19 protein-coding genes and 1 pseudogene are annotated in these 22,101 nt (G+C 39.1%); 9 read left to right on the top strand and 11 right to left on the bottom strand.

Annotation, left to right across the window (positions count from 1 at the left end; genetic code table 11):
- The first annotated feature begins 52 nt into the window (after nucleotides 1-52).
- Nucleotides 53-211 carry a hypothetical protein gene (locus ACQFX9_RS28160; RefSeq protein WP_427159815.1) on the top strand — a complete coding sequence of 53 codons (159 nt, stop codon included), beginning with the start codon at nucleotides 53-55 and terminating at the stop codon, nucleotides 209-211.
- Here the strand turns inward: ACQFX9_RS28160 and ACQFX9_RS28155 are convergent.
- Nucleotides 205-534, bottom strand: a complete 330-nt coding sequence (locus ACQFX9_RS28155; protein ID WP_427159814.1) for a hypothetical protein — start codon at nucleotides 532-534, stop codon at nucleotides 205-207. The two genes, ACQFX9_RS28160 and ACQFX9_RS28155, sit on opposite strands and share 7 nt — an antisense overlap.
- A gap of 522 nt (nucleotides 535-1,056) precedes the next feature.
- Between ACQFX9_RS28155 and ACQFX9_RS28150 the strand changes: the two genes are divergently transcribed.
- A complete protein-coding gene (locus tag ACQFX9_RS28150) occupies nucleotides 1,057-1,494 on the top strand; it encodes a hypothetical protein (RefSeq protein ID WP_427159813.1) in 438 nt (145 codons plus the stop codon).
- 289 nt (nucleotides 1,495-1,783) lie between these two features.
- On the opposite strand, the gene ACQFX9_RS28145 is transcribed toward ACQFX9_RS28150, so the two are convergent.
- The 4 genes from ACQFX9_RS28145 to ACQFX9_RS28130 form a co-directional block, all read right to left on the bottom strand.
- A complete protein-coding gene (locus tag ACQFX9_RS28145) occupies nucleotides 1,784-2,221 on the bottom strand; it encodes a hypothetical protein (RefSeq protein ID WP_427159812.1) in 438 nt (145 codons plus the stop codon).
- A gap of 14 nt (nucleotides 2,222-2,235) precedes the next feature.
- Nucleotides 2,236-2,718 carry an adenosine-specific kinase gene (locus tag ACQFX9_RS28140; RefSeq protein ID WP_427159811.1) on the bottom strand — a complete coding sequence of 161 codons (483 nt, stop codon included), beginning with the start codon at nucleotides 2,716-2,718 and terminating at the stop codon, nucleotides 2,236-2,238.
- 15 nt (nucleotides 2,719-2,733) lie between these two features.
- The gene (pgmB, locus tag ACQFX9_RS28135; RefSeq protein ID WP_427159810.1) at nucleotides 2,734-5,706 is read right to left on the bottom strand and encodes a beta-phosphoglucomutase; all 2,973 of its coding nucleotides are present in this window, start codon (nucleotides 5,704-5,706) and stop codon (nucleotides 2,734-2,736) included.
- Nucleotides 5,707-5,824: 118 nt separating this feature from the next.
- A complete protein-coding gene (locus ACQFX9_RS28130) occupies nucleotides 5,825-8,239 on the bottom strand; it encodes a sucrose synthase (protein ID WP_427159809.1) in 2,415 nt (804 codons plus the stop codon).
- Between the two features lie 994 nt (nucleotides 8,240-9,233).
- Here ACQFX9_RS28130 and ACQFX9_RS28125 point away from each other — a divergent pair.
- Nucleotides 9,234-9,473: a HetP family heterocyst commitment protein gene (locus ACQFX9_RS28125; protein WP_236145147.1), complete on the top strand. Its 240-nt coding sequence runs from the start codon at nucleotides 9,234-9,236 to the stop codon at nucleotides 9,471-9,473.
- Between the two features lie 467 nt (nucleotides 9,474-9,940).
- Here the strand turns inward: ACQFX9_RS28125 and ACQFX9_RS28120 are convergent, their stop codons facing one another.
- The gene (locus ACQFX9_RS28120) at nucleotides 9,941-10,279 is read right to left on the bottom strand and encodes an antibiotic biosynthesis monooxygenase (RefSeq protein ID WP_427159808.1); all 339 of its coding nucleotides are present in this window, start codon (nucleotides 10,277-10,279) and stop codon (nucleotides 9,941-9,943) included.
- A gap of 1,096 nt (nucleotides 10,280-11,375) precedes the next feature.
- Between ACQFX9_RS28120 and ACQFX9_RS28115 the strand changes: the two genes are divergently transcribed.
- A complete protein-coding gene (locus ACQFX9_RS28115; protein ID WP_427159807.1) occupies nucleotides 11,376-14,699 on the top strand; it encodes a PAS domain S-box protein in 3,324 nt (1,107 codons plus the stop codon).
- Nucleotides 14,700-14,839: 140 nt separating this feature from the next.
- Here ACQFX9_RS28115 and ACQFX9_RS28110 read toward each other — a convergent pair whose 3' ends face one another.
- A complete protein-coding gene (locus ACQFX9_RS28110; RefSeq protein ID WP_427159806.1) occupies nucleotides 14,840-15,475 on the bottom strand; it encodes a hypothetical protein in 636 nt (211 codons plus the stop codon).
- A gap of 750 nt (nucleotides 15,476-16,225) precedes the next feature.
- On the opposite strand from ACQFX9_RS28110, the gene ACQFX9_RS28105 reads away from it, so the two are divergent.
- Nucleotides 16,226-16,678, top strand: a complete 453-nt coding sequence (locus ACQFX9_RS28105; protein WP_427159805.1) for a hypothetical protein — start codon at nucleotides 16,226-16,228, stop codon at nucleotides 16,676-16,678.
- Here the strand turns inward: ACQFX9_RS28105 and ACQFX9_RS28100 are convergent.
- Nucleotides 16,665-17,300, bottom strand: a complete 636-nt coding sequence (locus tag ACQFX9_RS28100) for a type I restriction endonuclease (protein WP_427159804.1) — start codon at nucleotides 17,298-17,300, stop codon at nucleotides 16,665-16,667. The two genes, ACQFX9_RS28105 and ACQFX9_RS28100, sit on opposite strands and share 14 nt — an antisense overlap.
- Nucleotides 17,301-17,544: 244 nt before the next feature.
- Here ACQFX9_RS28100 and ACQFX9_RS28095 point away from each other — a divergent pair, with 244 nt between their 5' ends.
- Nucleotides 17,545-18,120 carry a hypothetical protein gene (locus tag ACQFX9_RS28095; protein ID WP_427159803.1) on the top strand — a complete coding sequence of 192 codons (576 nt, stop codon included), beginning with the start codon at nucleotides 17,545-17,547 and terminating at the stop codon, nucleotides 18,118-18,120.
- A gap of 74 nt (nucleotides 18,121-18,194) precedes the next feature.
- Here ACQFX9_RS28095 and ACQFX9_RS28090 read toward each other — a convergent pair whose 3' ends face one another.
- Nucleotides 18,195-18,608, bottom strand: coding sequence for a hypothetical protein (locus ACQFX9_RS28090; RefSeq protein ID WP_427159802.1), 414 nt, complete (start codon nucleotides 18,606-18,608; stop codon nucleotides 18,195-18,197).
- 38 nt (nucleotides 18,609-18,646) lie between these two features.
- Nucleotides 18,647-19,375: a hypothetical protein gene (locus ACQFX9_RS28085; RefSeq protein ID WP_427159801.1), complete on the bottom strand. Its 729-nt coding sequence runs from the start codon at nucleotides 19,373-19,375 to the stop codon at nucleotides 18,647-18,649.
- A 279-nt stretch (nucleotides 19,376-19,654) separates the two neighbouring features.
- Between ACQFX9_RS28085 and ACQFX9_RS28080 the strand changes: the two genes are divergently transcribed.
- The gene (locus ACQFX9_RS28080) at nucleotides 19,655-19,936 is read left to right on the top strand and encodes a hypothetical protein (protein ID WP_427159800.1); all 282 of its coding nucleotides are present in this window, start codon (nucleotides 19,655-19,657) and stop codon (nucleotides 19,934-19,936) included.
- On the top strand, nucleotides 19,833-20,786 hold the full coding sequence (locus tag ACQFX9_RS28075; RefSeq protein WP_427159799.1) for a protein kinase domain-containing protein: 954 nt from the start codon (nucleotides 19,833-19,835) through the stop codon (nucleotides 20,784-20,786). The genes ACQFX9_RS28080 and ACQFX9_RS28075 overlap by 104 nt, the downstream gene beginning before the upstream one ends.
- Here ACQFX9_RS28075 and ACQFX9_RS28070 read toward each other — a convergent pair.
- Entirely contained in the window at nucleotides 20,766-21,008 is a 243-nt protein-coding gene (locus tag ACQFX9_RS28070) for a hypothetical protein (protein WP_427159696.1), read from the bottom strand. The genes ACQFX9_RS28075 and ACQFX9_RS28070 overlap by 21 nt on opposite strands.
- A gap of 11 nt (nucleotides 21,009-21,019) precedes the next feature.
- Here ACQFX9_RS28070 and ACQFX9_RS28065 point away from each other — a divergent pair.
- Nucleotides 21,020-22,078 (top strand): annotated as a pseudogene (locus ACQFX9_RS28065) (transposase); the annotation flags it as partial.
- Between the last annotated feature and the right edge of the window lie 23 nt (nucleotides 22,079-22,101).

Here is a 22,101-nt window from a genome sequence, read left to right as displayed (position 1 = left end):
CTGCTGGTAATTTGGGAATTGGGCATTGGGCATTGGGAATCGGGAATTGGGCATGGGAATAAAAATCTACCTTGTCTACCTTGTCCCCCTTGTCTACTTGTCCCCAGTCCCCAGTCCCCAGTCCCCAGTCCCCAGTCCCCAGTCCCCAGTCCCCAGTCCCCAGTCCCCAATCCCCAGTCCCCAATCCCCAGCCCCCAACAGCCTCTATTGATTCGGCCTGTTACCAGATACGAAAAATTTGTATCCAAGATACACTACCCCTGCTAACAGTGCCAGACTGATGGCAGATACTACTAATTTCAGTACCATCTGTACAATTGACAAGCCCAGTAAGCCAGCTACGCCGATAAATACTAGCTTGCCTGTCCCTGATAAGCTTTGAAACCAAAGTTTTCCTCGTTCTAACTGTTGTTGCCAATTCAGCCAACTAAACTGGGTAGTCTGTTTTGGTGTTGACTCTCCAGGGGCAGAATTGAGATCAGCCTCTAGTTGTTGGAGTCGGCGTTTTAATTCTTCTTCTGATTGAGGATTCATTAATGTTTTACCTCAGTTAAGACATTTTTAAACAACAAAACCATCAGATTTTCGTCTTAGTAATTTACGCAGGGTTAATTGAGTATCAGGTAAAATTTACTACTAAAAATTTTTAATTGTTGCGTAGCTATTGCCTGCTGCTCAAATTTATAATTTTTCATCCCTGCGTCATTTCCCATGATCTCTGATGGTTTTGTTTGTGATTTTAGCTAATGTCTTGCGATCGCGTACCTATTTGCGTAGGTTAATTTAACTATTAATGCTTATTTTGGGGTGAGGATTTCACTATATCTATATTCAGGTTGCATAATCAGAATTTTCAAGCCTGTAGATATATACTGAAATTATTACGAATTTCCATATAATTTACTCACTTCATCTGATTTTCATACTTGAGTTATACATAGAGTTAAATAAATTTATAAAATTTTATACATTAAACATTAGGAACAATGCTTATTTCTCCGCGTCTATTTAATCAGGATGTTTATGTCAAAAATTATTTTGAGAGATACTGAATATATGAAAACTTTTAAATTATTAAAAGTTCTGACTGCTACCTTAGTAATGAGTGTATCTCTGACACAGGCGATCGCAGCTCAAACACCCACAATTCAAGTTAGCCGGAACTTACCTTCTGATCCACTGGTTGTTAATGGTACATCTAACACAACTGTTACTAGTAACTGTGGTAATATCTCCAGCACACCCAATCATGTGATTAGAGTCACAGAGGCTTTACCCTATCTGCGTGTAACAGCTAAAGGTACAGGAAAACCCACGTTGTTAATAGATGGGCCTGGAGGACGTTTTTGTGTAATCGCAGAAAGTTCCACGAATAACGAAGCAGAATTATCAGGTTACTGGCCTACTGGTAATTACTCAGTTAGTGTAGGTAATATATCACAGAGAGAATATAACTACACTATCGAGATTTCACAACAAAGACCAAAGAAATAAAACCAATTCGCAATTCGCAATTCGCAATTCGCAATTCGCAATTAATTCAGCTACCCACAAGGGTTGGGATTTTTACCTACCTTATCTATGAGAGGCTGCGCCAAGGGAAACAAGGCTTTTTTATCTGACGAGACGCTAACGCGTAGCTTGCTTCTCCGTTCGCGGAGCGTCCCAGAGGGAAGGAGTACGCCCACCAGGGGCGATTTATTAACCTAACTTTTTCCGACAAAATATAGGAACAAAGCAATTAAAAATTGTTAAATGTTTACCCTTGACTAATGACTAATGACTAATGACTCAAATCACCTTGATGATTTTTAATTGGTGCTTTCATCCATTGGAAAGCTACAAGATTTAATAACAAACCAATCAAAAATAGTATTACCATTAGGGTGATTTGATACCAAATAACTTGAGGCAAAAGTAAATCTAATACTAAATGAGCTAAATTGAGGACGCTGTAGAATATTGTTAACCCGAAATGAATTACTCGATAGCGTCTATTAGCAGTAAAAACTGTAGCGATAATTGCCAATATTGGTATAGTAAAAAATCCCAACATTAACCACATAATGATTGATATTTGATTCATTGATGTTGCTTTTTGCGATTCAATTACACTCAATCCGTGGAAGAGAGGCATTAAACCCAATTGGGTATGAAATAGTGTCCCCAAAAGAAAAACTATCCACAGGGTAATGATTTTTTCCTGATAATTGTTAGCCATATTCTTGCCATTGTTTATAACTTATAACCGATGTGCCGGAGTAAATTATGTCTTGCGTTCACATCCTCAGTTGTTTCTATACCTTGGGGTGAAAAGCCGTCAACTATCCCCAAAATTCCCCTACCTTGCTCAGTTTCAGCTAAAATTACCTGTACAGGATTAGCTGTAGCACAGTAAATTGTACAAACCTCTGGACATTGCTTAATAGCATTGAGGAAATTAATAGGATAAGCTTGTTTAAAAACAATCAGAAAAGTGTGACCTGAACCTATAGCTTGAGCATATCTAGTGGCTATTTCTTGTAAGGATAGATCATTGCTAGCAATTCTAATTAAACAATCTCCTGAAGCTTCACAAAAAGCAATACCAAATTTAACTTGTGCTGATATCCCCACCATAATTTCATACAAGTCTTCCACTGTTTTAATAAAGTGGGTTTGACCTAAGATGAGGTTACAACCTTGAGGAATTTCTAGGCTAACTGATTGCAGTTCCATATTTAAATAACTAGTTTAACTAGTTGAAAGTTTGTGAGTGAATCGAAACTGTAAATCTTTCCAAGTCACACCTGCTAGGTTGGGGAGGACTATATGGGCTTTTCCTACCCGTTCGACGGGGCCGATACCTATAGCCCACATCCCACCGGCTAAGGCTGCTTCCACACCTGCGGCTGCATCTTCCACAACAACGCACTGGGACGGGTTTAAATCTAGCTGATGAGCAGCATAGAGGAATAAATCAGGGGCAGGTTTGGCTTTTTGGACGCTGTAGCCGTCAGCCAATGAGTCGATGAGGTCAGCAATACCGAGTTTGGTAATGACTGTGCGAGCATTTTTACTACCGGATGCGATCGCAATTTTAATTTTGGCTTGTCTGAGTTCATGCAAAAGTGCGATCGCTCCCGGTAATAAATCCTTGGCGGTGATATTTTCAATCATCTGTTCGTAATAGCCGTTTTTCCGTGCCATCATCTCTTGAACTTGGTCTTCTGAATAAGGTCTATCACCAATAATCAGCATTAAGGAGGCGCGACGAGACACACCCCGTAAAGCCTCATTTTTCTCCCGATTAAAGGGGATACCTTCCTCATCTGCTAATTTTTGCCAGGCTAAGTAATGATATTCAGCCGTATCCGTCAATACACCGTCTAAGTCAAAGATAAACCCGCGAATATCGGGATGGGGCATGGGAAATGGGGCATTGGGCATTGGGTATGGGGTATTGTATTGTTCTTCCCTGCTCCTCTGCTCCTCTGCTCCCCTGCACCCCTGCACCCCTGCCTCTTCCCCGGTACGCAGGTCGAACTTATACCACTGACCACGCCAGCGTAGCTGAAATTTTAGGCGTGACCAACCGGGGGGTAGATGGGGATGGGCTACGGGTGCATTTTCTGTAAATTGAATGCCGCCAAAACCGAAAACTACTGCTTGCCAAACACCGCCTGCACTAGCACCGTGAATCCCATCTTGGGTGTTACCGCGACTGTCTTCTAAATCTACCATTGCGGCTTGCATAAAGCGTTTGTAAGCTCTTGTTGAATCGCCTAAGTCTGAAGCTAAAATGCCGTGAATGGCTGGCCCTAAAGATGAACCATAGGTGATATCTGTGCGGGGTGCGTAATAATGCCAATTTGCGGCTAATATTTCTTCATCGTAAGGAAACTCTGCTAATGGTCGCATCAAGTACAACAACATCAAAACATCTGGCTGTTTCAGGACTTGAGTGTAGTTAGTTCCTTCCATCCCTAAAACGGCTTGGATTGATTTTTGGCGGGGTTCGTATTCTGTGAGGTCAATATCTTTTAATTGGAAAAATCCCTCAAACTGTTCAATTAATTGCGTTTCAGAATTGTAGAGAATCCAAATTTTATTGATAATATCTTGCCAATAGGTGGAGATTTCTGGGGGAATTTGTAACTTAGTGGCGAGTTGGGCGGCTGTTTCGGGGAATTTTTGCTGCAACCAAGCCAAGACTTTTAAGGCTTGTTCTAAATGCCATTGCACCATACGGTTAGTAAAGGTGTTGTTATGCACAAATTCGTGATATTCATCTGCACCAATGACACCGCGAATCTCATATCTATTTTCTTGGGAGTTAAATTCTACCCGACTACCCCAAAAGATAGCCGTATCTAAGATGATCTCTGCGCCATAGTCGCGCATCCATTCATCATCGCCTGTAGCTTGCCAATAATGATAAACAGCATAGGCGATATCTGCACTGTTGTGAATTTCGCGATCGCGACACCATATTCGCACATCTTCACCATAATAATTATTCGGTAGCGACCATCTGGGGGTAACTTCATCCCCTGTATCCGCACTTTCCCACGGATACATTGCACCTTTGAAGCCGTAATGCGATGCTTTGCGTCTTGCGCCTGCTATGGTGTGGTAGCGGTAAGTGAGTAAATTTCGGGCGACATCTGGATGAGTATAAGTAAAAAATGGCAAGATAAAAATTTCTGTATCCCAAAAGATATGTCCCCGATAACCAAATCCTGACAGAGTTTTGGCGGGAATACTCACCTGCTCATCATGATGTGGGGCGGCTATCAATAACTGAAACAGATTGTAGCGGACAGCAAAGGCAGCTTGACTATCACCTTCGATGACGATATCGCTAGTTTGCCACACTTGATCCCAAGCTTGCTGATTATCTTGAAATAATGTTGCGTAATCAGCGATGTCTGCTAGTTTAGCTTGGGCGGTAGTCACTGGTGTTTCTGTGTCCCGTGAGGTAAATACTGTGACGATGTTTTCTACTGTGACAGTTTGTTGAGATGCGGCTAAAAAAGTCGTACTGATGCTGGGATAACCAGGGACGGTGCTAACCTGCATAGCAGCTTCTGTTCCCGATATAGTCATTTTCGCCGCCATCGCGATTTCAATGCGGGTGCTGCGGGTGCGACTTTGTAACCAAATTCCCTGATTACTTTTACCTTGATCTATCGCTTCCCAGTGATTAAAACCTTGGTTTTCTGCATAACCATTGATACTGGCTTGAAACTCCACCAACGCCTCACCATCATAGGATGTTAACTGACAGCGTTGTCCCAAAATATGCACATCAGCTAAAGAAGCGAAGCGTTCAAAGTGGATATCAATAATTTTATTTTTGGGACTGCGCCAACGCACCCAACGACTCAAAAGACCATGACGCAAATTAAGTTGTCGTTTATATGATAAGATTTCCCCCTGATCCATATGAAAGCGATCGCCATCAATTGTGACTACTAAAGGTAGCCAATTAGGACAGTTAGCCAATTCTGTATAAACAATCGGCACATCATCATAAACACCATGAATAAATGTAGCGGGTAGACTACGACTATAACCTTCTTCAAAACTACCCCTTGTACCTAAATATCCATTACCAATAGTAAAAATAGTTTCCCTAGAGTTAATTTGCTCAGGTTTAAACTGAGTCTCAATTAAACTCCAATCTTCGTAGATAAAATCACTAGAGGTCTGTTGGTGGTTCATGGGAATGGGAGAAGTAATGAGTGCTGAGTGCTGAGTAATGAGTAATAAGTAATAAGTAATGAGTAATGAGTAATGAGTAATGACTATTGACTGTTGACTGTTGACTATTGACTATTGACTATTGACTAATATGCTTTGCTAAAATCTTTTCGGCTCTGGGTTTATAAATTAAATGAAATAAAGTTTCCATGTAACGTACTCTGGCTTCTGTGTTTTCTGGGGCGACGAAGTTCCAAAAACTATAGATTTTAGCTAGTGAAAGTAATTGATTTGTGTGTAATTCCCAGTTATATTTATGGTGAATCCTTTTACTTACCCACTCAGAGATTTCTTGCCAGTATTCGGGATGGCGATCGCACTCTTCTATAAATGTCACAATCTTCTTCGCTGTTCCTTGTAAATCTGTGGGATTGATATGAAAACCGTTGCCATAATCCTCAATAATTTCTAAAGCACCACCAAACTTAGTCGCAAAGGTTGGTAAACCAGAAATCATGGCTTCTAAAATGCTGCGTCCAAAGGCTTCAAATCGGGCGAAATGTACATAAATTCCCCCTAGATCGGCTACTACTCGGTAAGCTTCTCCCACTTCATAATTAGGTAAGCGCATCCCCACCCACCGCATTTTATTGTCGAGTTTATAATGATTAATTAAGTCCTGTAATTTCTGGATTTCTGTTGCTTCTGTTGGATTGGCAGCTTCAGAAGTATGTAATTTACTAGTAATAATAATTAAATTACAATACTCTTGTAATTCTGGACTTTGACCAAAACATTCTACTAATCCAGTCAGGTTTTTAATCGATGTAATTGGTGCGACAGCTAAAATCGGACGCTTTTGTGCAGCATCTAGTTTACCTAGAATCTGATGGCTTTCTGTAGAAAAAATGAGGTCTGATATTTTCTTAATTAAATTGCTGTCGCGTTTGTCTTTTTGAGCGTAGTGAAAAAATATTTGTTCGTTGACTCCTGGCGGAATTAGATTAAATTTTGGATTAAATAAATCTATACCATCAACTACATGATATAAATGCGGCATGGTAAAGCATTTATATGATTCGTATTGTCCTATACTCTCTGGTGTGCCGACAATCTCTTGGTAAGATGATGTGATGATAAAATCTGCCGCATTCATGGTGATTAAATCGGCAGTAAATTGAGCAGAAAAATGATATTCTTCTTCAAAGTCTTGCCAGTAAAGGTTACTAAATAAATACTTTGGTTTTTCTAAAGAATGGGCAATATTACAATGGGTAACTTTTAAAGTGCGCGCCAACAAGAAAGCAACTAAGTTACCATCTGTGTAATTACCAATAATTAAATTAGGATTTCCTGTAAATTGGTTGATAATTGCTGGTGCTGCATCTTCAGCAAAGGTTTCTAAATAAGGCCAAATATCAGATTTCGATATCCAATTGTTCGTAATCTCAGGATTAAATTCCCTAAAGGGAACGCGTAATATCCAGGCGTTTTCTGTACCATCGACTTTTTCTAAGCGTAGGTTACAAAATGTCCCTTCACAGTGAGGAATCAAGCGTGTGAGAATAATTACATGAGGTCGAATTCCGAGAATATCAAGACCGGCGAGTTTAATTTCTGACTGGAGTTTGTTTTCTAAATTCCGTGCTTGTTCCAATACATAGATGACTTGTCCCAAGGTTTCATCTCTTCCCATTACGTCTGCTTGTGCTACCCAGCCATGAACAGAAACTAAAACTACACGAAATATAGCCGGAACACGAGAGACAAATGCTTCTAAAATCGCCGGTTGTGGTGCTTCGATGAGTCTTTCTAAGAGGGTGAAAGTTTCTAGTGTCCGGGAAGCTGTGTTTCCCCACCCTGGTTCAAAGCCGAGTGTTTGCAAGTCTGGGTGAAAATTGCTGTAGGGTGCTTCTGGTGGTTGTTGACTGAGAAACTCAATGGCTTGGTGAATTTGTTTGGCTAGTTGAATACCGGAGGTGATGCGATCGCCTAGTAATAAGCGAGTACCATTATATTGCAGGGCTTGTAGAGCTAAATAGATGAGTTCAAACCAATAATGAGGATCAGTTTCTAGTTGACTGCATAGATAATGATTGAGGAAAGCTAGACCTTGACCAACGTTTCGAGGATCACTGATGCTGGGGGAATTTTGATAAAAGGCTTTGAGGTCGATTTCTAAGATATGGGGGTCGTAGGCATTGACTAAGCGATCGCTCACATCTAATAATGCTACAGGTGACATCAGCTCAAACTTAGTAAAATCTGAAGTTAGTCGCCAAACCTCTTGGCTAGCAATTTTTGGACGCACCACAAACCAAATTCCTTCCTCCTCCAGAATGATTTCATGGGTGCAGTGAATTAACTTCGCAACAGAGGAAGAATAATAAAAGTATGTCGGTTTTTGGAATTGCTTACAGTATTGAGCAAAAGTTTGTAAAATTTCGTTTCTGAGAAAGTAACGCCTATCTAACGCCGAAAGTGCAATTATCAACTGACGCAGCGTAGTTGATTCTTCGTTATTAGCCAAAATCGCTTGATGTAGTTCATACATGATAAATCTCAGCACCCTGTGATGACTAGTAGTCAGAGGTATTGTTCTCACTACGAACTGATGGAGAGGTAAGTAGAACGACTTGAAAAAACCAAACTATGTAAAGTAATGTAAAAAAACTGAATTGAGTTTGTAGTGAGGACTTTAGTCCTCTCTTAAGGACTAAAGTCCTTACTACAAACCTTTAATTATTTACACCGTTCTACTTACATTGTATTGATATATCTAGGGTAAAGCTGTTTTCATGGTCGTTACTTCTAGCTTGGGTATGAAACGACTCATGGCAATTTTGGATTTGGGATTTTGGATTAAAGGGCTAGATTTATAGACGATTCCAGCATCTCTAAACAATACTACTTATCCAATTTGGTATCAAATATTGCTAAGTAATAAATGTGGATAAGTGTGACGATTTGTCATACTTGCAAGAAAAAATGCCAACTTGGCTTAATTTACAGCAAAATAACTAGTATTCTGTATTTTAGTTGACTGTTTTGTTATCACTTTACTGATGTCATCATAAGATTTTACATTAACAACAGGTTATCAATCTGGTAAAAGTCTATGTAAAACCTATGTCTCGTCTAAATATTCAAACAATTTTAGATTTTGGATTTGTAGGGGCGGGTTATGAGAGACATTCACGTTATAGGACTAGTATTTGATTTCTGTTGGCGTAGCCTGCGCTAGCGCATAAAAATCTAAGTATGTGTAGGGTGTGTTAGGCGTAAGCCGTAACGCACCACAGGCTTTGGTACTAGGTGCGTTACGCTGTCGCTAACACACCCTACGTATCTGTTCAATAATCAAGTAGGATTCCTATAGAAAAACAGATATTTTTTCAAACCTGCCCTTACTTTAGAATCAATTCTATTATCCAAAATTTCCAATCTAAAGTTCGTAGTGTCAAACTATCATATGTACTAAGAACATAATCAACCAGGGATGATTAGTTGGTAAATCTCTATTTACATCAATTACATGAGAGACAGCTATGAAATACCAAATCAATTCTTCCGAAACCAGTTTTCATCGTGCCATAACTAATGAACAATTACATCAAATTATTGAAGCCATTACTAATGGTAGATACTCCTGGGCTTGTGTTTTAATCTTGCGTTTTGTAGGTCATAATCCACTACATTTTATTCCCCAAAGGACTTACAGTCGTTTAATGAAAGAAAATCGCCAAACACCTAATATCAGTGTAGAGAACAGTAGCGATATCCAATAATATCAATTTTGGATTTGGGATTTTGGATTAAAAGCCTAGATTCATATAGGAATCCGATTTGATTTCCGTTGGCGTAGCCTGCGCTAGCGCATAAAAATTTCAGTATGTGTAGAGTGTGTTAGTATGTGTAGGGTGTGTTAGGCGTAAGCCGTAACGCACCGAAAACTTGGCGGTAGATGTTGTACTCTCGCTGCTAACACATCCTATGTACTACTTTAGTTCTCTCTACGAGACACTGCGCGCACAAAAAAGGACTAAAGTTCTTACTACAAACTGAATACTAGTATTTTTACATTGCTTCACATAGTTTAGTTGTTTCTGGTTGTTCTACTTATTCCAGAATCTCGAAACAATATTACTTATCCCAGTTGGGGATCAAGTAATAAAAGTATACTTATCTTCTCGGAAATTAATAGTTATGGGAGGTACATTTTAACTTTGTGTACCTCACTGAAATCAGTAGGTAGTTAATCTACTTTATCCTCTTTTTCTGCTGATTTCATCTCGCATACTAGTTCATACGTAGTTGTTTGCGGCGGGTGAGCAAATAATGGCATCATCTGTTTTAAGATATGCTGATAAGCTTCGTTTTGATTAGCAGTCATATCTTCTACGCTTTCCCAAAAAATTACAGATATACCTTTATCTGTACCTGGTTCTTGTAGTAGATAGGCTGCTTTGAAACCATTGTTGTAGGTTAATACAGCCTCTTCATATAATTTTTTTGCAGCCTCAAATTTACCTGGCTTGAATTCTCCAATCACTACCTGTGCAAACTGATGTCTGAGAAAATCTTGAAAATCCATATAGGTTATTACTCCTAATCCATTTCGTTTTATACTCTATAGTTCATCGGAATACTCATCAAGAGAATTAATATTAATCTATATTTTTAGAATTATCTCAATATATAGGAATCCGCTTTGATTCCTGAAATCATTTGCGTAGTAAGGGAACAGTGAACAGAGAGAAGTCTGAGCGGAGGTTTCCTCCGATGGGCGAAGCCCCACCTTCGGTGATCAGAACTTCGGAGGAACAGGGAACAGCTAAGAAGGAACAAAAGTGTACGGAGTTTTTTTCAGAAATCAAATATGAGTACTATAGTTTTCCCAAAATCCCATAATATTCCTGATAGATACTAAAATTTCAATCTGAGATATTTTTTGACTTGTTTATCTGATGACAACTCATATAAAAAATGTGCATTAAATTAGTAATTAGTCTGAAATTATAACCATGAGCTATCATTGATCGTTAGGTTTCAACTTTTGCTAGTTTAGGTTATTTACTTACTGATTTATCCTCCCGTGGCTAGATATTGCTTATGGTAAATTATCAATTCTAATCATTTGTATCTTTGATTGTGTTTGGCTAGCTTGGAGATGGAGCAGTAATTGTAGAATAATCATCAGGAATTAAACCGTAATTCATTCGCTAGCTGTGATTAACACTTATTAACGAAAGTGAAAATTAACACTTAAAAACCAGAGATTTCTGATGTCACAAGCTATATAAACCTAAATTTATAGAGATTGCAGTGACTATGAATATAGAGTAAAAATATACATGGTGCTGTGAGCGATCGCCCAATCGTCAAGAAATTATATTTTATGAATCAAAACTTAACTAGACTAATTCAAGCATGAAATAGGATAATTGCCTTAAATATCAAAACTGATCCAGTTTACAATTTAACAATAAAACGGCTGTTAGGTGTCACTAGACAAGAACAACAAGTTCAAAATCTATATTCAATTGATTTGGGAAATAAAATCGGCTGACTGCTGCGAGTAATCGTGATATGGAAGTGCTATACAGCAAGTAACTTGATGCTTACTCAAGTTACTAACTGAGAGTCCCTATTTATGACATTAACTCACTCATTCGGCAGTCTATAAAATCATGACAACTGACGAATTAACTATGCAATTCGACGAACAGCTCATTGATTTAACTCATCTATATCATGCTCTTAATCGTTATCCCTTAACGATTAAACCCCATGACAGCCTAGTTGATGCGATCAGCATGATGTATCCAACAAGAGCTAAAGAATTACCCTCGAACAATTTACACCCAGTATGTAAATCTCGCAATAGGTATTTACTAAACAATAGTTGTGTTTTAGTTGTAGAAGCACAAAAAGTCTTAGGAATCTTGACAGAACAAGATATAGTCAGGCTAACGGCATCAAGAATAGATTTTTCTCAAGTCACAGTCAATCAAGTCATGACACAACCAGTCATCACGATGAAACTGTCAGACTTGCAAGATGTGATGAAAGTCTTTTCACTGATGCACCAGCATCAAGTTCGTCATTTACCGATTGTGGACGATGAGGAACGCTTAATAGGAATTGTTACAGCTACCAGTTTACTAGAAGTTTTACACCAGTTACCTTTAGTGGGTATTGTTGAAGCTTTACAACAATCATCACCAGCCTTAGATTATCCAATTACTAAGCCAAAAAATTCATCAACAGAAATTACGGAATTGTATAATTCTCTGGAATTATGGCAAAAAGACTTTAGTGATTGTCGCATTGTGCAGCAAACCATCAGACAGAGTGAAACACTCTATCGTCAACTCATTGAAGGACAGTCTGATGTAATTTTGCGGGTTGACTTGTCAGCAAGGATTAAATTTGCTAATCACGCAGCTTGTGAAATTTTTGGGAGACAATTGGCGGATTTTGTTGATTTATCCATATTTGATTTATTTCCTCCCCATGAATTATCTCAAGCGAGACAAAACTTTATTAACTTACAGTCTCCACCTTACGGCTTAACTCTCCAAGAGCAAGCTGTAATAACCGTTAAGGGTATGCGTTGGTTTGAGTGGAAGATTACAGGAATTCAAAATGAACTCGGCGAAGTGATTCAATTTCAAGGAGTAGGAAGGGATATTACAGAACGCAAACTCATGGAAGAAGCATTGCGCGCTAGCGAAGAAAAATTTCGCTACTTTGCTGAAAATACCCACGCGCTTTTTTGGATGGCTGATATAGGATCAGGGGAAAATCTCTACGTCAATCCAGCTTACGAAAAAATTTGGGGACGCTCCTGTGAGAGTTTACGTCAAAACCCGTCATCTTGGTTAGACTCACTACATCCAGAAGATCGCGATCGCGTCCTTGATAAAATAGAGAGGCAAAAACGCGGTGAACCCACCAATGAAGAGTATCGTATTTTGCGACCCGACGGCACAGTGCGTTGGATTTGGGATCGGGGTTTTCCTATCTGCAATGCTCAAGGCACAATATACACCTATGGAGGTGTAGCCGAAGATATTACAGAACGCAAGAAAACAGAAGATTCCCTACGCCAGAGCGAAGAAAGATTGAGTTTAGCTCTCAAATCTGCGGGTATGGGAATATTTGACTGGAATCTTTTGACAAACGCTACCTTGTGGTCAGCTAATATGGGTTTGCTTTATGGTTTACCCCAAGATACTATCTGTCCTAACCCAGAAGAATTTTTAAACTTACTTCATCCCGAAGACCGCTTACCATTTAGAGAAGCAGTCCACAATAGTATTAAACATCGGCAAGAATTTATCAGCGAATATCGCGTAATTTGGCCTGATGGTAGCATCCACTGGTTAAGTAGTAAAGGTCACACCTACTGTAACGAAACTGGTAAGCCTATCAGAATGATTGGTACAACCAGAAACATCAGTGAACGCAAACAAGCAGAACAAAAAATCCGCGAACAAGCAGCATTACTTGACATTACTACCGATGCAATTTTTGTTCAAGATTTAAATAGTCACATCCTATATTGGAATCAAGGTGCAGAACGTGTGTATGGCTGGTCTGCATCAGAAGTTTTAGGTAAATCAAATCAAGATTTACTCTATCCAGAACATTCACTACCACTCTACCAAACAGCTTTAAAAACCGTCATTGCTACTGGGACATGGCAAGGAGAATTCCAAAAAATCACAAAATCTCAGCAAGAAATTATTGTGGAAAGCCGATGGACATTGGTACAAGATGCTAGTGGCAATCCTAAATCAATTTTGATTGTTAACACCGATATTACCCAGAAAAAACAACTGGAAGAGCAATTTTTTCGGACTCAACGCTTAGAAAGTTTAGGGACTTTAGCTGGTGGAATTGCCCACGACTTAAACAATATTTTGACACCAATTTTAGCTGCTGCCCAACTTTTAAAAAATAAAAAACAGCCAAAAACGGAGCTAAAACTTACTGCGCTGACGACAACATCACAACACCTCCTAGAGATTATTGAAAACAACGCAAAACGGGGAGCAGCCTTAGTTAAGCAAGTATTATCCTTTGCACGGGGGTGTAAAGGAGAACGTACAATAGTCCAACTCAAACACCTAATTACCGATATTGTTCTCATCGGTAAACAAACATTTCCCAAATCAATTGAATGGACGACAAAATTACCAGAGAATCTTTACTCTGTCTCTGGAGATCCTACCCAATTGCATCAAGTCCTGATGAATTTAGTTGTCAATGCCCGTGATGCAATGCCAGAGGGTGGGAAAATTACCATCTCTGCGGAAAATGTCTTCTTGGATCAAGCTTACGCCCAGATGAACATCAATGCCCAAGTCGGGCATTACATTGTGATTAAAATTCAAGATACGGGTGTAGGAATGCCACCTAAAGTCTTAGATCGGATTTTCGAGCCATTTTTTACCACCAAAGAAATAGGCACAGGTACAGGCTTAGGACTTTCCACTGTACTTGGTATCACTAAAAGTCATGGTGGTTTTTTGACGGTTACGAGCAAAATAGGTGGAGGTAGCCAATTTAACTTATTCCTCCCCGCCGTGCCAACCATACCAGATAGCACCACCGAAGATCATCTAACACCTCAAGGTAATGGAGAATTAATTTTAGTCGTTGATGATGAAGTCCAAATTTGTGAAATCATCAAAATGATATTAGAACAGCACAACTATCAAGTTTTAACTGCTCATAATGGTATCGAAGCGATCGCCCTCTATGCCCAAAACAAACATAAAATTAGTGCGATTGTCATGGATATGATGATGCCAGAACTAGATGGAGTTACCACCATTCGGACTGTCCAGAAAATGAACCCCGATGTACAGATTATTGCTTGCAGTGGACAGAATTCCCCAGAAGCGATCGCAGATATTCCTGGCATGACTGTGCATCAAATTTTACCCAAACCCTTCACAGCCGCAGAATTGTTAAAGAGTTTGCATGATGCGGTGGGGGATTAGGGATTGGGGACTGGGGACTGGGGACTGGGGACTGGGGACTGGGGACTGGGGACTGGGGACTGGGGAGACAAGGAAGACAAGGCAGACTGTATTTACCATGCCCGATGCCCGATGCCCCATTCCCGATGCCCAATGCGCGATTAGGTATTTTCGACTAATTTGCCTTCTTTGTATGCTTTTCTGAGAGCGATCGCTTCTGCTATAATTTGTTGGGCTGTAAGTCCTTCTTCTTCCATCATGGCTTGTAAGGTGGTGCCAGTTTGTTCTGTTTCTTCGTGGATGGGGGGGATTTGGCAATATCTGCCACCGTTCTTTAACCGCCGCCAAATACTGAATTTTTCGGCCTTTTTGGATCTGGGAGTACGCTGTTTTTTAATGAGCGATCGCACTGTCTCTTGGTTAATTACACTGACATCTAATAATTTATCTAGCACTGACTGATACTTATTACTTCTTTCTGCCAGTTGGTAAATAGTTCTTGGCTCAACTTGGGCAAAATCCTGCGGTTCAAACTTGCCAAACGTCGCCGCAATCTTGAGATACTTCTTCTCTTCCCCTTGCCAACCCTGGTCTGATAGTAACTTTCTATACTCTCTCAAAGATAGATAGCGTTTCTGCTCCGCCAACCAAAAAGCATGACGCAAAATTGCCTTCGTGACATCAGCAAGGGTTTGCAAAGATAAATTCTCAATTGCATCAGCCTGTTCTGGGTTGTATGGCTCAAACTTATGTGATTTAACTGGGGTTGCAGTTCCACCTTGCCTTGATGTCATCATAGTCATGATCTCACAGTAGGGTTTTTCTTAATAGGCAATAGAAATCCTGCTGGTAAATGTCATCCTCTACCAACTAGGTGTCATACCAATTCAAAATTCAAAATTAAGAAATCCACATTTTACAAGGGTTTCTGAATTTGGATCTGTTTCATGATTTTAGTGAATTGGTGTCAAAGCCAAGCATCAAAATCTCTTTGGTACAATTGTACTATAAATTTTCAGAAAAACCCAAACTGGATCTAAGATTTGGAGATGATTAATCAAACCCTTGTGTAATCAGGGTTTAGTGAAAGGATTGCTCACTCAGAATGATATGCCAGACTACAGCTTGTCAATTAGCTTGTCATACTCTGCGTGTGTACCAATCCAAAACCATGAATCAATTCAAAATTCAAAATTCAAAATTAAAGACAGCCACCCACAAGGGGGAGCCACTGCGGTGGACGGGTTCCCCGGCATAAAGGAGGCAGTGCGTTGGGCGGGTTTCCCGACTTAAAGCAACTGCCGTCAAGTGGCGTTGGGGTTTCTACCTACCTTGGGAAACAAGGATTCTTGGACGCAAGTCCGGTTTTGAACCTAGCTTTTTCCTATAAAATTGCCAAAATCGTTGTGTATAAGAGTTACGCATTGACAAAAAATTCCATTCATGTGTACTAAGCAACACAAGTATGGGTAAGATTTTCTACAAATGGTGCTGACAATATCCTGTGGGGAGTAGGTATTGATAATCTGCGTCGTGGTGCTGAAGTAATGACTGTGGGGGAACAGTTGTATATTCGGGTTTACAATGCAGTAGATTCTATCATCAGCAATTCAGGGACTATTGCTAGGCTGGGGATCACTGCTACAGGAACAGCTATTCTTACTCAAGTGACAGTCACAGCAATTTCATACTCCTTGGATCTTTATCGAGGCGACATTACTATTGAAGAATATAAAAATTTAATTGTAGAAACCGCAAAAACAGCAGGTATTGCTACACCAATTGTTTTTCTGGTGTTAGTGGCTGTATTGGCGTTATTTCCAGAATTTACAGTTGTGTTGTCAGCACTAGTGGTTGTTGCAGGGTTCAATGCTTTGTTTGGCATGAGTATTGCTATGCCAATTATTCAATCGTTACTCCGTCATGCCCAAGCTGGTGGTTTTGGTGAGGAAACTGCTGAGGCTTACAAAAATACATTAGGCGGTTCTACACCTGCGTAATAATACTACCCAGATGCTTAAGGATTTTTAAAACTCCAGATAAATTGTTGAGATGTTGCGATCGCGTGGCAAATAGATCAGAAGTCCCATACTGTTTACCCAAGGTTTTGACAAACAAAAAACTACTACCGTTGGTAATCATGCCATACAGGGGTTGTTCTGGGTTGGGATGAACAGCCATATAAGCTAATGTTTGGGGAATTGCTAGCTCTACATCAAATGTTGTTTTCTTTGATTCAATTAAAACAATCCATAATCGACCTAGCAAAACTAAAACATCAATTCTTCCCCGTAAAATCTCCTCATTATTTCCCTGTGCTTCAATCTCAACGGATACTTCGGTTTGAAATCTGTAAGGTGCTTGATAAAAACCTGCAAGTTCCAACAATGGAGACAGCACCACCATTTTGACAGTTTCCTCCAAAAGAGTGCCATAGGAGATTTGATAGAGATAATTTTGTCGAACTTGCTCTAATCTTGTTTGTTCTGCTGCACTTAATGCAGGTAAATCAGCCATCCATTCGGTAAAAAATTGGCTATCTTCACTGAGTATTATTCCTAATTTTTCTTCGATTTGGCGAAGGGTAGTAATTTTTTCTGCAATGGCTATGCTTGTGATCATGATTAAATTTACGCTAATCGCCTAATATTAGGATAATTGAGAAATCTACGGTATTTCAAGAATAATGTGTGACCCCGGAGGTACATCTGTTGATTTTCAGCACTCTATTAGAGCAATTGTAACTACGGGAAAACTGAAAACAAGACCCTGTGATGAAAATGTGATGTCTGTTTTGCCTAGATTATCAGATTTCATTTTCAGCCAGCAGTTCATACTAAAAAGCAGTATTAGGTTAGAAAATTAAATGACAATAAACTATGTCAACAGAAAAGGTCAATTATATTATCTACATCAAGGTACTACTAAAACAGGTAAGCCAAAGTATTTCTTTTCAATGAAAAGTGAAGGGAATCTATTAGAAACTATACCAGATGGCTATGAGATTTACGAAAATCCTAACACTCAGGTTTTTCTACGAAAAGTCCAGCCTAAAGTTATCACTGATGAAGAAAAAGCAATTGTAGAAGCAGGAGTCAAACAATTTTCTAATTTACAAGATTACCAAATGGATATAAAGAAAGAAATAATTACTGTATACACACCGGATCAAGATATTAATGTTTTGTCAAGTTTGATAAATTTTTCTTCACAAGATAAATTAAGTGAAGCTCAAAATATACTGAAGCGTTCTATCTCCTATTCACCAATGCTTCGTTTCATTTTAATTGATGAGCATCAACGAATATTTATAACTCAAAGATATTGTTTTCTAGGAAGAATTGATGATTGGATTAACATAGGTGAGTCAAATAATCTTCAGGCTCTAGTAAAAAAATATGTGAAGCATCTGGGGCAAGAGTCTTTCTTTGAACTTCATTAGGGTGACACTAGGATTTGAGGAATTATCTTATACATCAATTGTTAAATAATTTCTTATTTTTCTTCGCTTGGATATCAACCTGCGGGAATGACTTTAAAATCCCAAACATCTTTAAATATATATATACGACCTACCATTTCCGATGGAGATAGTAGATTTTTATCACCTTCTCTCCAATCTTTCTTGTCAACAGTTCCCATAACTACGTAGTTATTACCGATGATTTTGGGGTTGTTTTGAATAAAAGCAGCAGCCATCAATGGTTCAATTTCTTGTTTCTTAGCGATGATTAAGTCACAGCTTGGGCAATATTTACATTGTTTGTTCAACCAAAATAACTGTTGTGGTTCAATATGAATGACTAAAGGAAACTTACGAACTTTAGTCTTTGTTTCACATTTGGGACATTTAGTAAAAGCACAGTCTTTATAAGGATTTAGAAAGAATCTGTGTCTTTGTTTTAGAGATTTGGAATTATTTTTAGGCATTACTTATAGAGTGGTGAGTGCTAATCAAGTATAATTTATTATTTTTCAACTATTCCACTAGTTATTGTTTGTAAAATATTGTTGACATCTTGTAAAGATTTAGAGCTAATACCCATTAGTTCTAAATTTTCGATGGCTGCTTGATATTCTTCTTGAGATTCGTAATGTTCCTCAAAGTATTGTTCATCTTTATATCCGTAAATAATATGATTTGAACCAATTTTTCTGAAAAACTGTTCAGATGGTATTAAAGGTTCTATCGTCTTAAAATAACCTTCAGTATAACCATTGAAATAGCTAATAAAATAGTTGATTTCTTGACGAGAAAATTCTAACTCAAATGGTTCACGAAGTATTTGAGTATCATAACCCTCTACATCAGCTTCTAAAATCCGGTAAAAACTGAAGTAAAGCGTACCACGGTTATCATAAATATCAAGTAAATAAAAGAATTTACCTTGTGGCTTATCTAAAACTAATAATATTGGAAAAGAGAAAGTGCCTTTCCAATCATCTATCCAGTTACTGCTCTCACCAAATAAGTAGGTTAAAGTCACGAATATCTGCGCTAAGTTGAGCTTATCTTTATTATCTCTCTCTGATAAATAAAGATGCACATACAACATATAGTCATCCTTAATAGGAAGACTTTTATATCTTAACTTTCTAAATTCAGCATCATCTAAACGCCAAAGTTGATATTTAATGCCTCTCCATTCGAGTTCAACTTTACTACGTTCTTTAACTTGCTTAACAATCTGCTTCATATTTGTAATGTGTCCACAGTTTATAGTATTAATGTACTATATTAATACCCTTATTTCTAGTTGGTTGCAAGCGGTGAATATTAAAAGTTGTAATAGTTGAGCAGCGTTCACCCCATCCATTGCACCCAATCGGAAGGAATCGCCACCAACTCAACTGCCTAAACAACTGCGGTTGTACCTCTTCAATGAATCGCCAAGTTGGACGCAAGCCACTGGAATTTACCCAACCCAAGGTGTAGCATAAATCATCAACACCGCTATGCCAACTGTGTCAATCCTATGGAACTGCTGCATCAACCAGAAGATATTGTTGCCCAGCGATACCGTATCATCAAAATTTTGGGGGAAGGTGGTAGCGGTACTACATACTTAGCTGAAGATACAGATAGCCATCAGTTGGTAGCGATGAAAGCCTTGTCACTGCATCGGTTGAATGATTGGAAGCTGATGGAGTTGTTTGAACGGGAGGCGAAAATTCTCTCACAACTCCATCAGCTTCCAATCATTCAATCCCGTTGTTATCCATCGGGACATCAAACCCCAAAATATCATCCGCCGTGATGATGGAAAGGTATATTTAGTAGATTTCGGTGCAGTCCAAAATACCTATTATAATACTTTTATGCGTGGTAGTACGGTAGTAGGAACATATGGTTATATGGCTCCAGAACAGTTTCGGGGGCAAGCTGTACCTGCTACTGATTTGTATGGTTTGGGAGCAACGATACTTTTCTTACTAACGCACCGTTCCCCGGCTGATTTGCCAATGGAACGGCTAAAGATTGATTTTCGTCACCATGTGCAGATTAGTGATGAATTTGCTGGCTGGTTAGAGAAAATGTTAGAGCCGGATGTGGAAGAACGTTTTAGTTCTGCTATTGAAGCTTTAGCAGCTTTGAGTGGTCAGCAGGCGATCGCCGCTAAGGTCAGTACTCCTGTATCTGGGAAAACTATCGCTGGAGTAGGAGCAACTATTGCTATATCAACAATGGCGATCACTCTGCTGAATGCTCACAAATGGCTAATCTTATCTATGTTTGGAATTATACCACTTTCTAATATATGTAAAAATACCGATATTGTCAAAAACTATTATCACCAAGTACATAATGCCAATGCTTTAGTGATGGAGTCATCGCCGTATGGTGACAATGAGCGGATGTCTTTGTTAGTATGCACAATTCGTCGTCATAACCTTGAGGGAACGAAATTTTTAATCACTCAAGGTGCGGATGTGAAACTTCCAGATCGTCAGGGTAATACACCCTTACACCTACTATTTCTTGAGCCATTTGATCCATATATTCCAGGAGATGACTATCAAATAGCCAAGATGTTAATTGCTAGAGGTGCAGATATTAACCTCCAGAATCAACAAGGTGAAACCCCTCTACTCACTTCTTGCACCTAACGTAGATACCCGTAGAAAGCCAATAGACAGCACAAAACTATAACAAGATTCAAATAAGGATAGATAAGTAAATTTAGTTATAAATAGAACGTAAATGCCGTAATATTGCGTAGAAAGTAAGATTTCCGCGTCGGCGGTTACTTTTTCGCCGAAGACATGGATATGTTTGCCTTTGATACTTAAAACATGAGAGAAAAGGCGTGAAATACTTGAATTAAACAAAGCACTGATTAATGCTTGCCCACGCCCAAAAACTAGTTTATAGCCTGAAAGAACTGATGCCAACGCAGTACCAGAAAGATAATTTAGAAGCTATGCTGGCATTATTTTTAGAGGCACAAGGACACCCATTACCCGAACACAGTCAAACAAAATCTCCAAGTGCAATCAGCCGATTTCTCAATATCAATCCTTGGTCAACTAGGGAGATGATTCGTGTTGTTCGTTCCACCGCATTACAAACAGTACTCAAGGTTTTAGCATCATCTGCTAAAGGAAGAAAACCCTTTTTACAAGTAATAATTGACCTAACGACTTTAGAGAAACGAGGTAAATTTCAAGAGTTTAGTGATTTAATCAGAGTCTACAATGGTAAACGCGGTTTGCATCTGGTCGTGGTTTATTTGGTAATTGGAAGATGCCGTATCCCTTGGAATTTTAGGGTTTGGAGAGGTAAGGGAACGCCTTCCCCTGCAAAGCTAGGACTGAAACTCGTGAAACGTTTACCGCAATCTTTAACTCAACATTTCCAGACAATTATTTTAGCTGATACGGCCTTTGGCAGTATAGAATTTCTTGAGGGTGTACGTCGTCTGAAATATCATGCTATTACTGGTGTATCTATTAGCCGTAAATTAGCAGATGGTAGACTTTTAAGACGCTTACATCAGCAAGGGCAACAGGTTTATCTGTTTGGGTTAAGCTTTCCTGTTACTGTTTCTTGGTATTACTTAAAACGCGATAATGGCAAACTAGAAAAACGTTTTATTTTATCTACTCGCCCGATTAAAGCTTCTACTCTTAAATGGTGGGGTAAGCGTCGATGGCAGATTGAGGGATGGTTCAAAACCGCCAAGCACCGTTTTGGTTTACATCGCTTTGGGCAAGGAACTCTGCTGGGTATGTATCGTTGGCTTATCCTTTCTCTCACTGCTTATCTCATAGCCCATTGGAGTTATCTGCATACTCAGTCAGCATCACCACCTGATTGGGGTCAAGCTGCACAACTAGCTCTTGAATCTATTTTCCCTCAATTAGTAGTGTATCTTCTTTTACTTAACATTGAACGCCTCACTCCTCTTGCACGTAGTTGTGG

It is taken from the genome of Aliinostoc sp. HNIBRCY26, from assembly GCF_050235535.1.
Lineage (GTDB): Bacteria > Cyanobacteriota > Cyanobacteriia > Cyanobacteriales > Nostocaceae > Trichormus.
The sequence above is the reverse complement of the archived record's forward strand: the minus strand, read 5'-3'. Positions and strand labels throughout refer to the sequence as shown.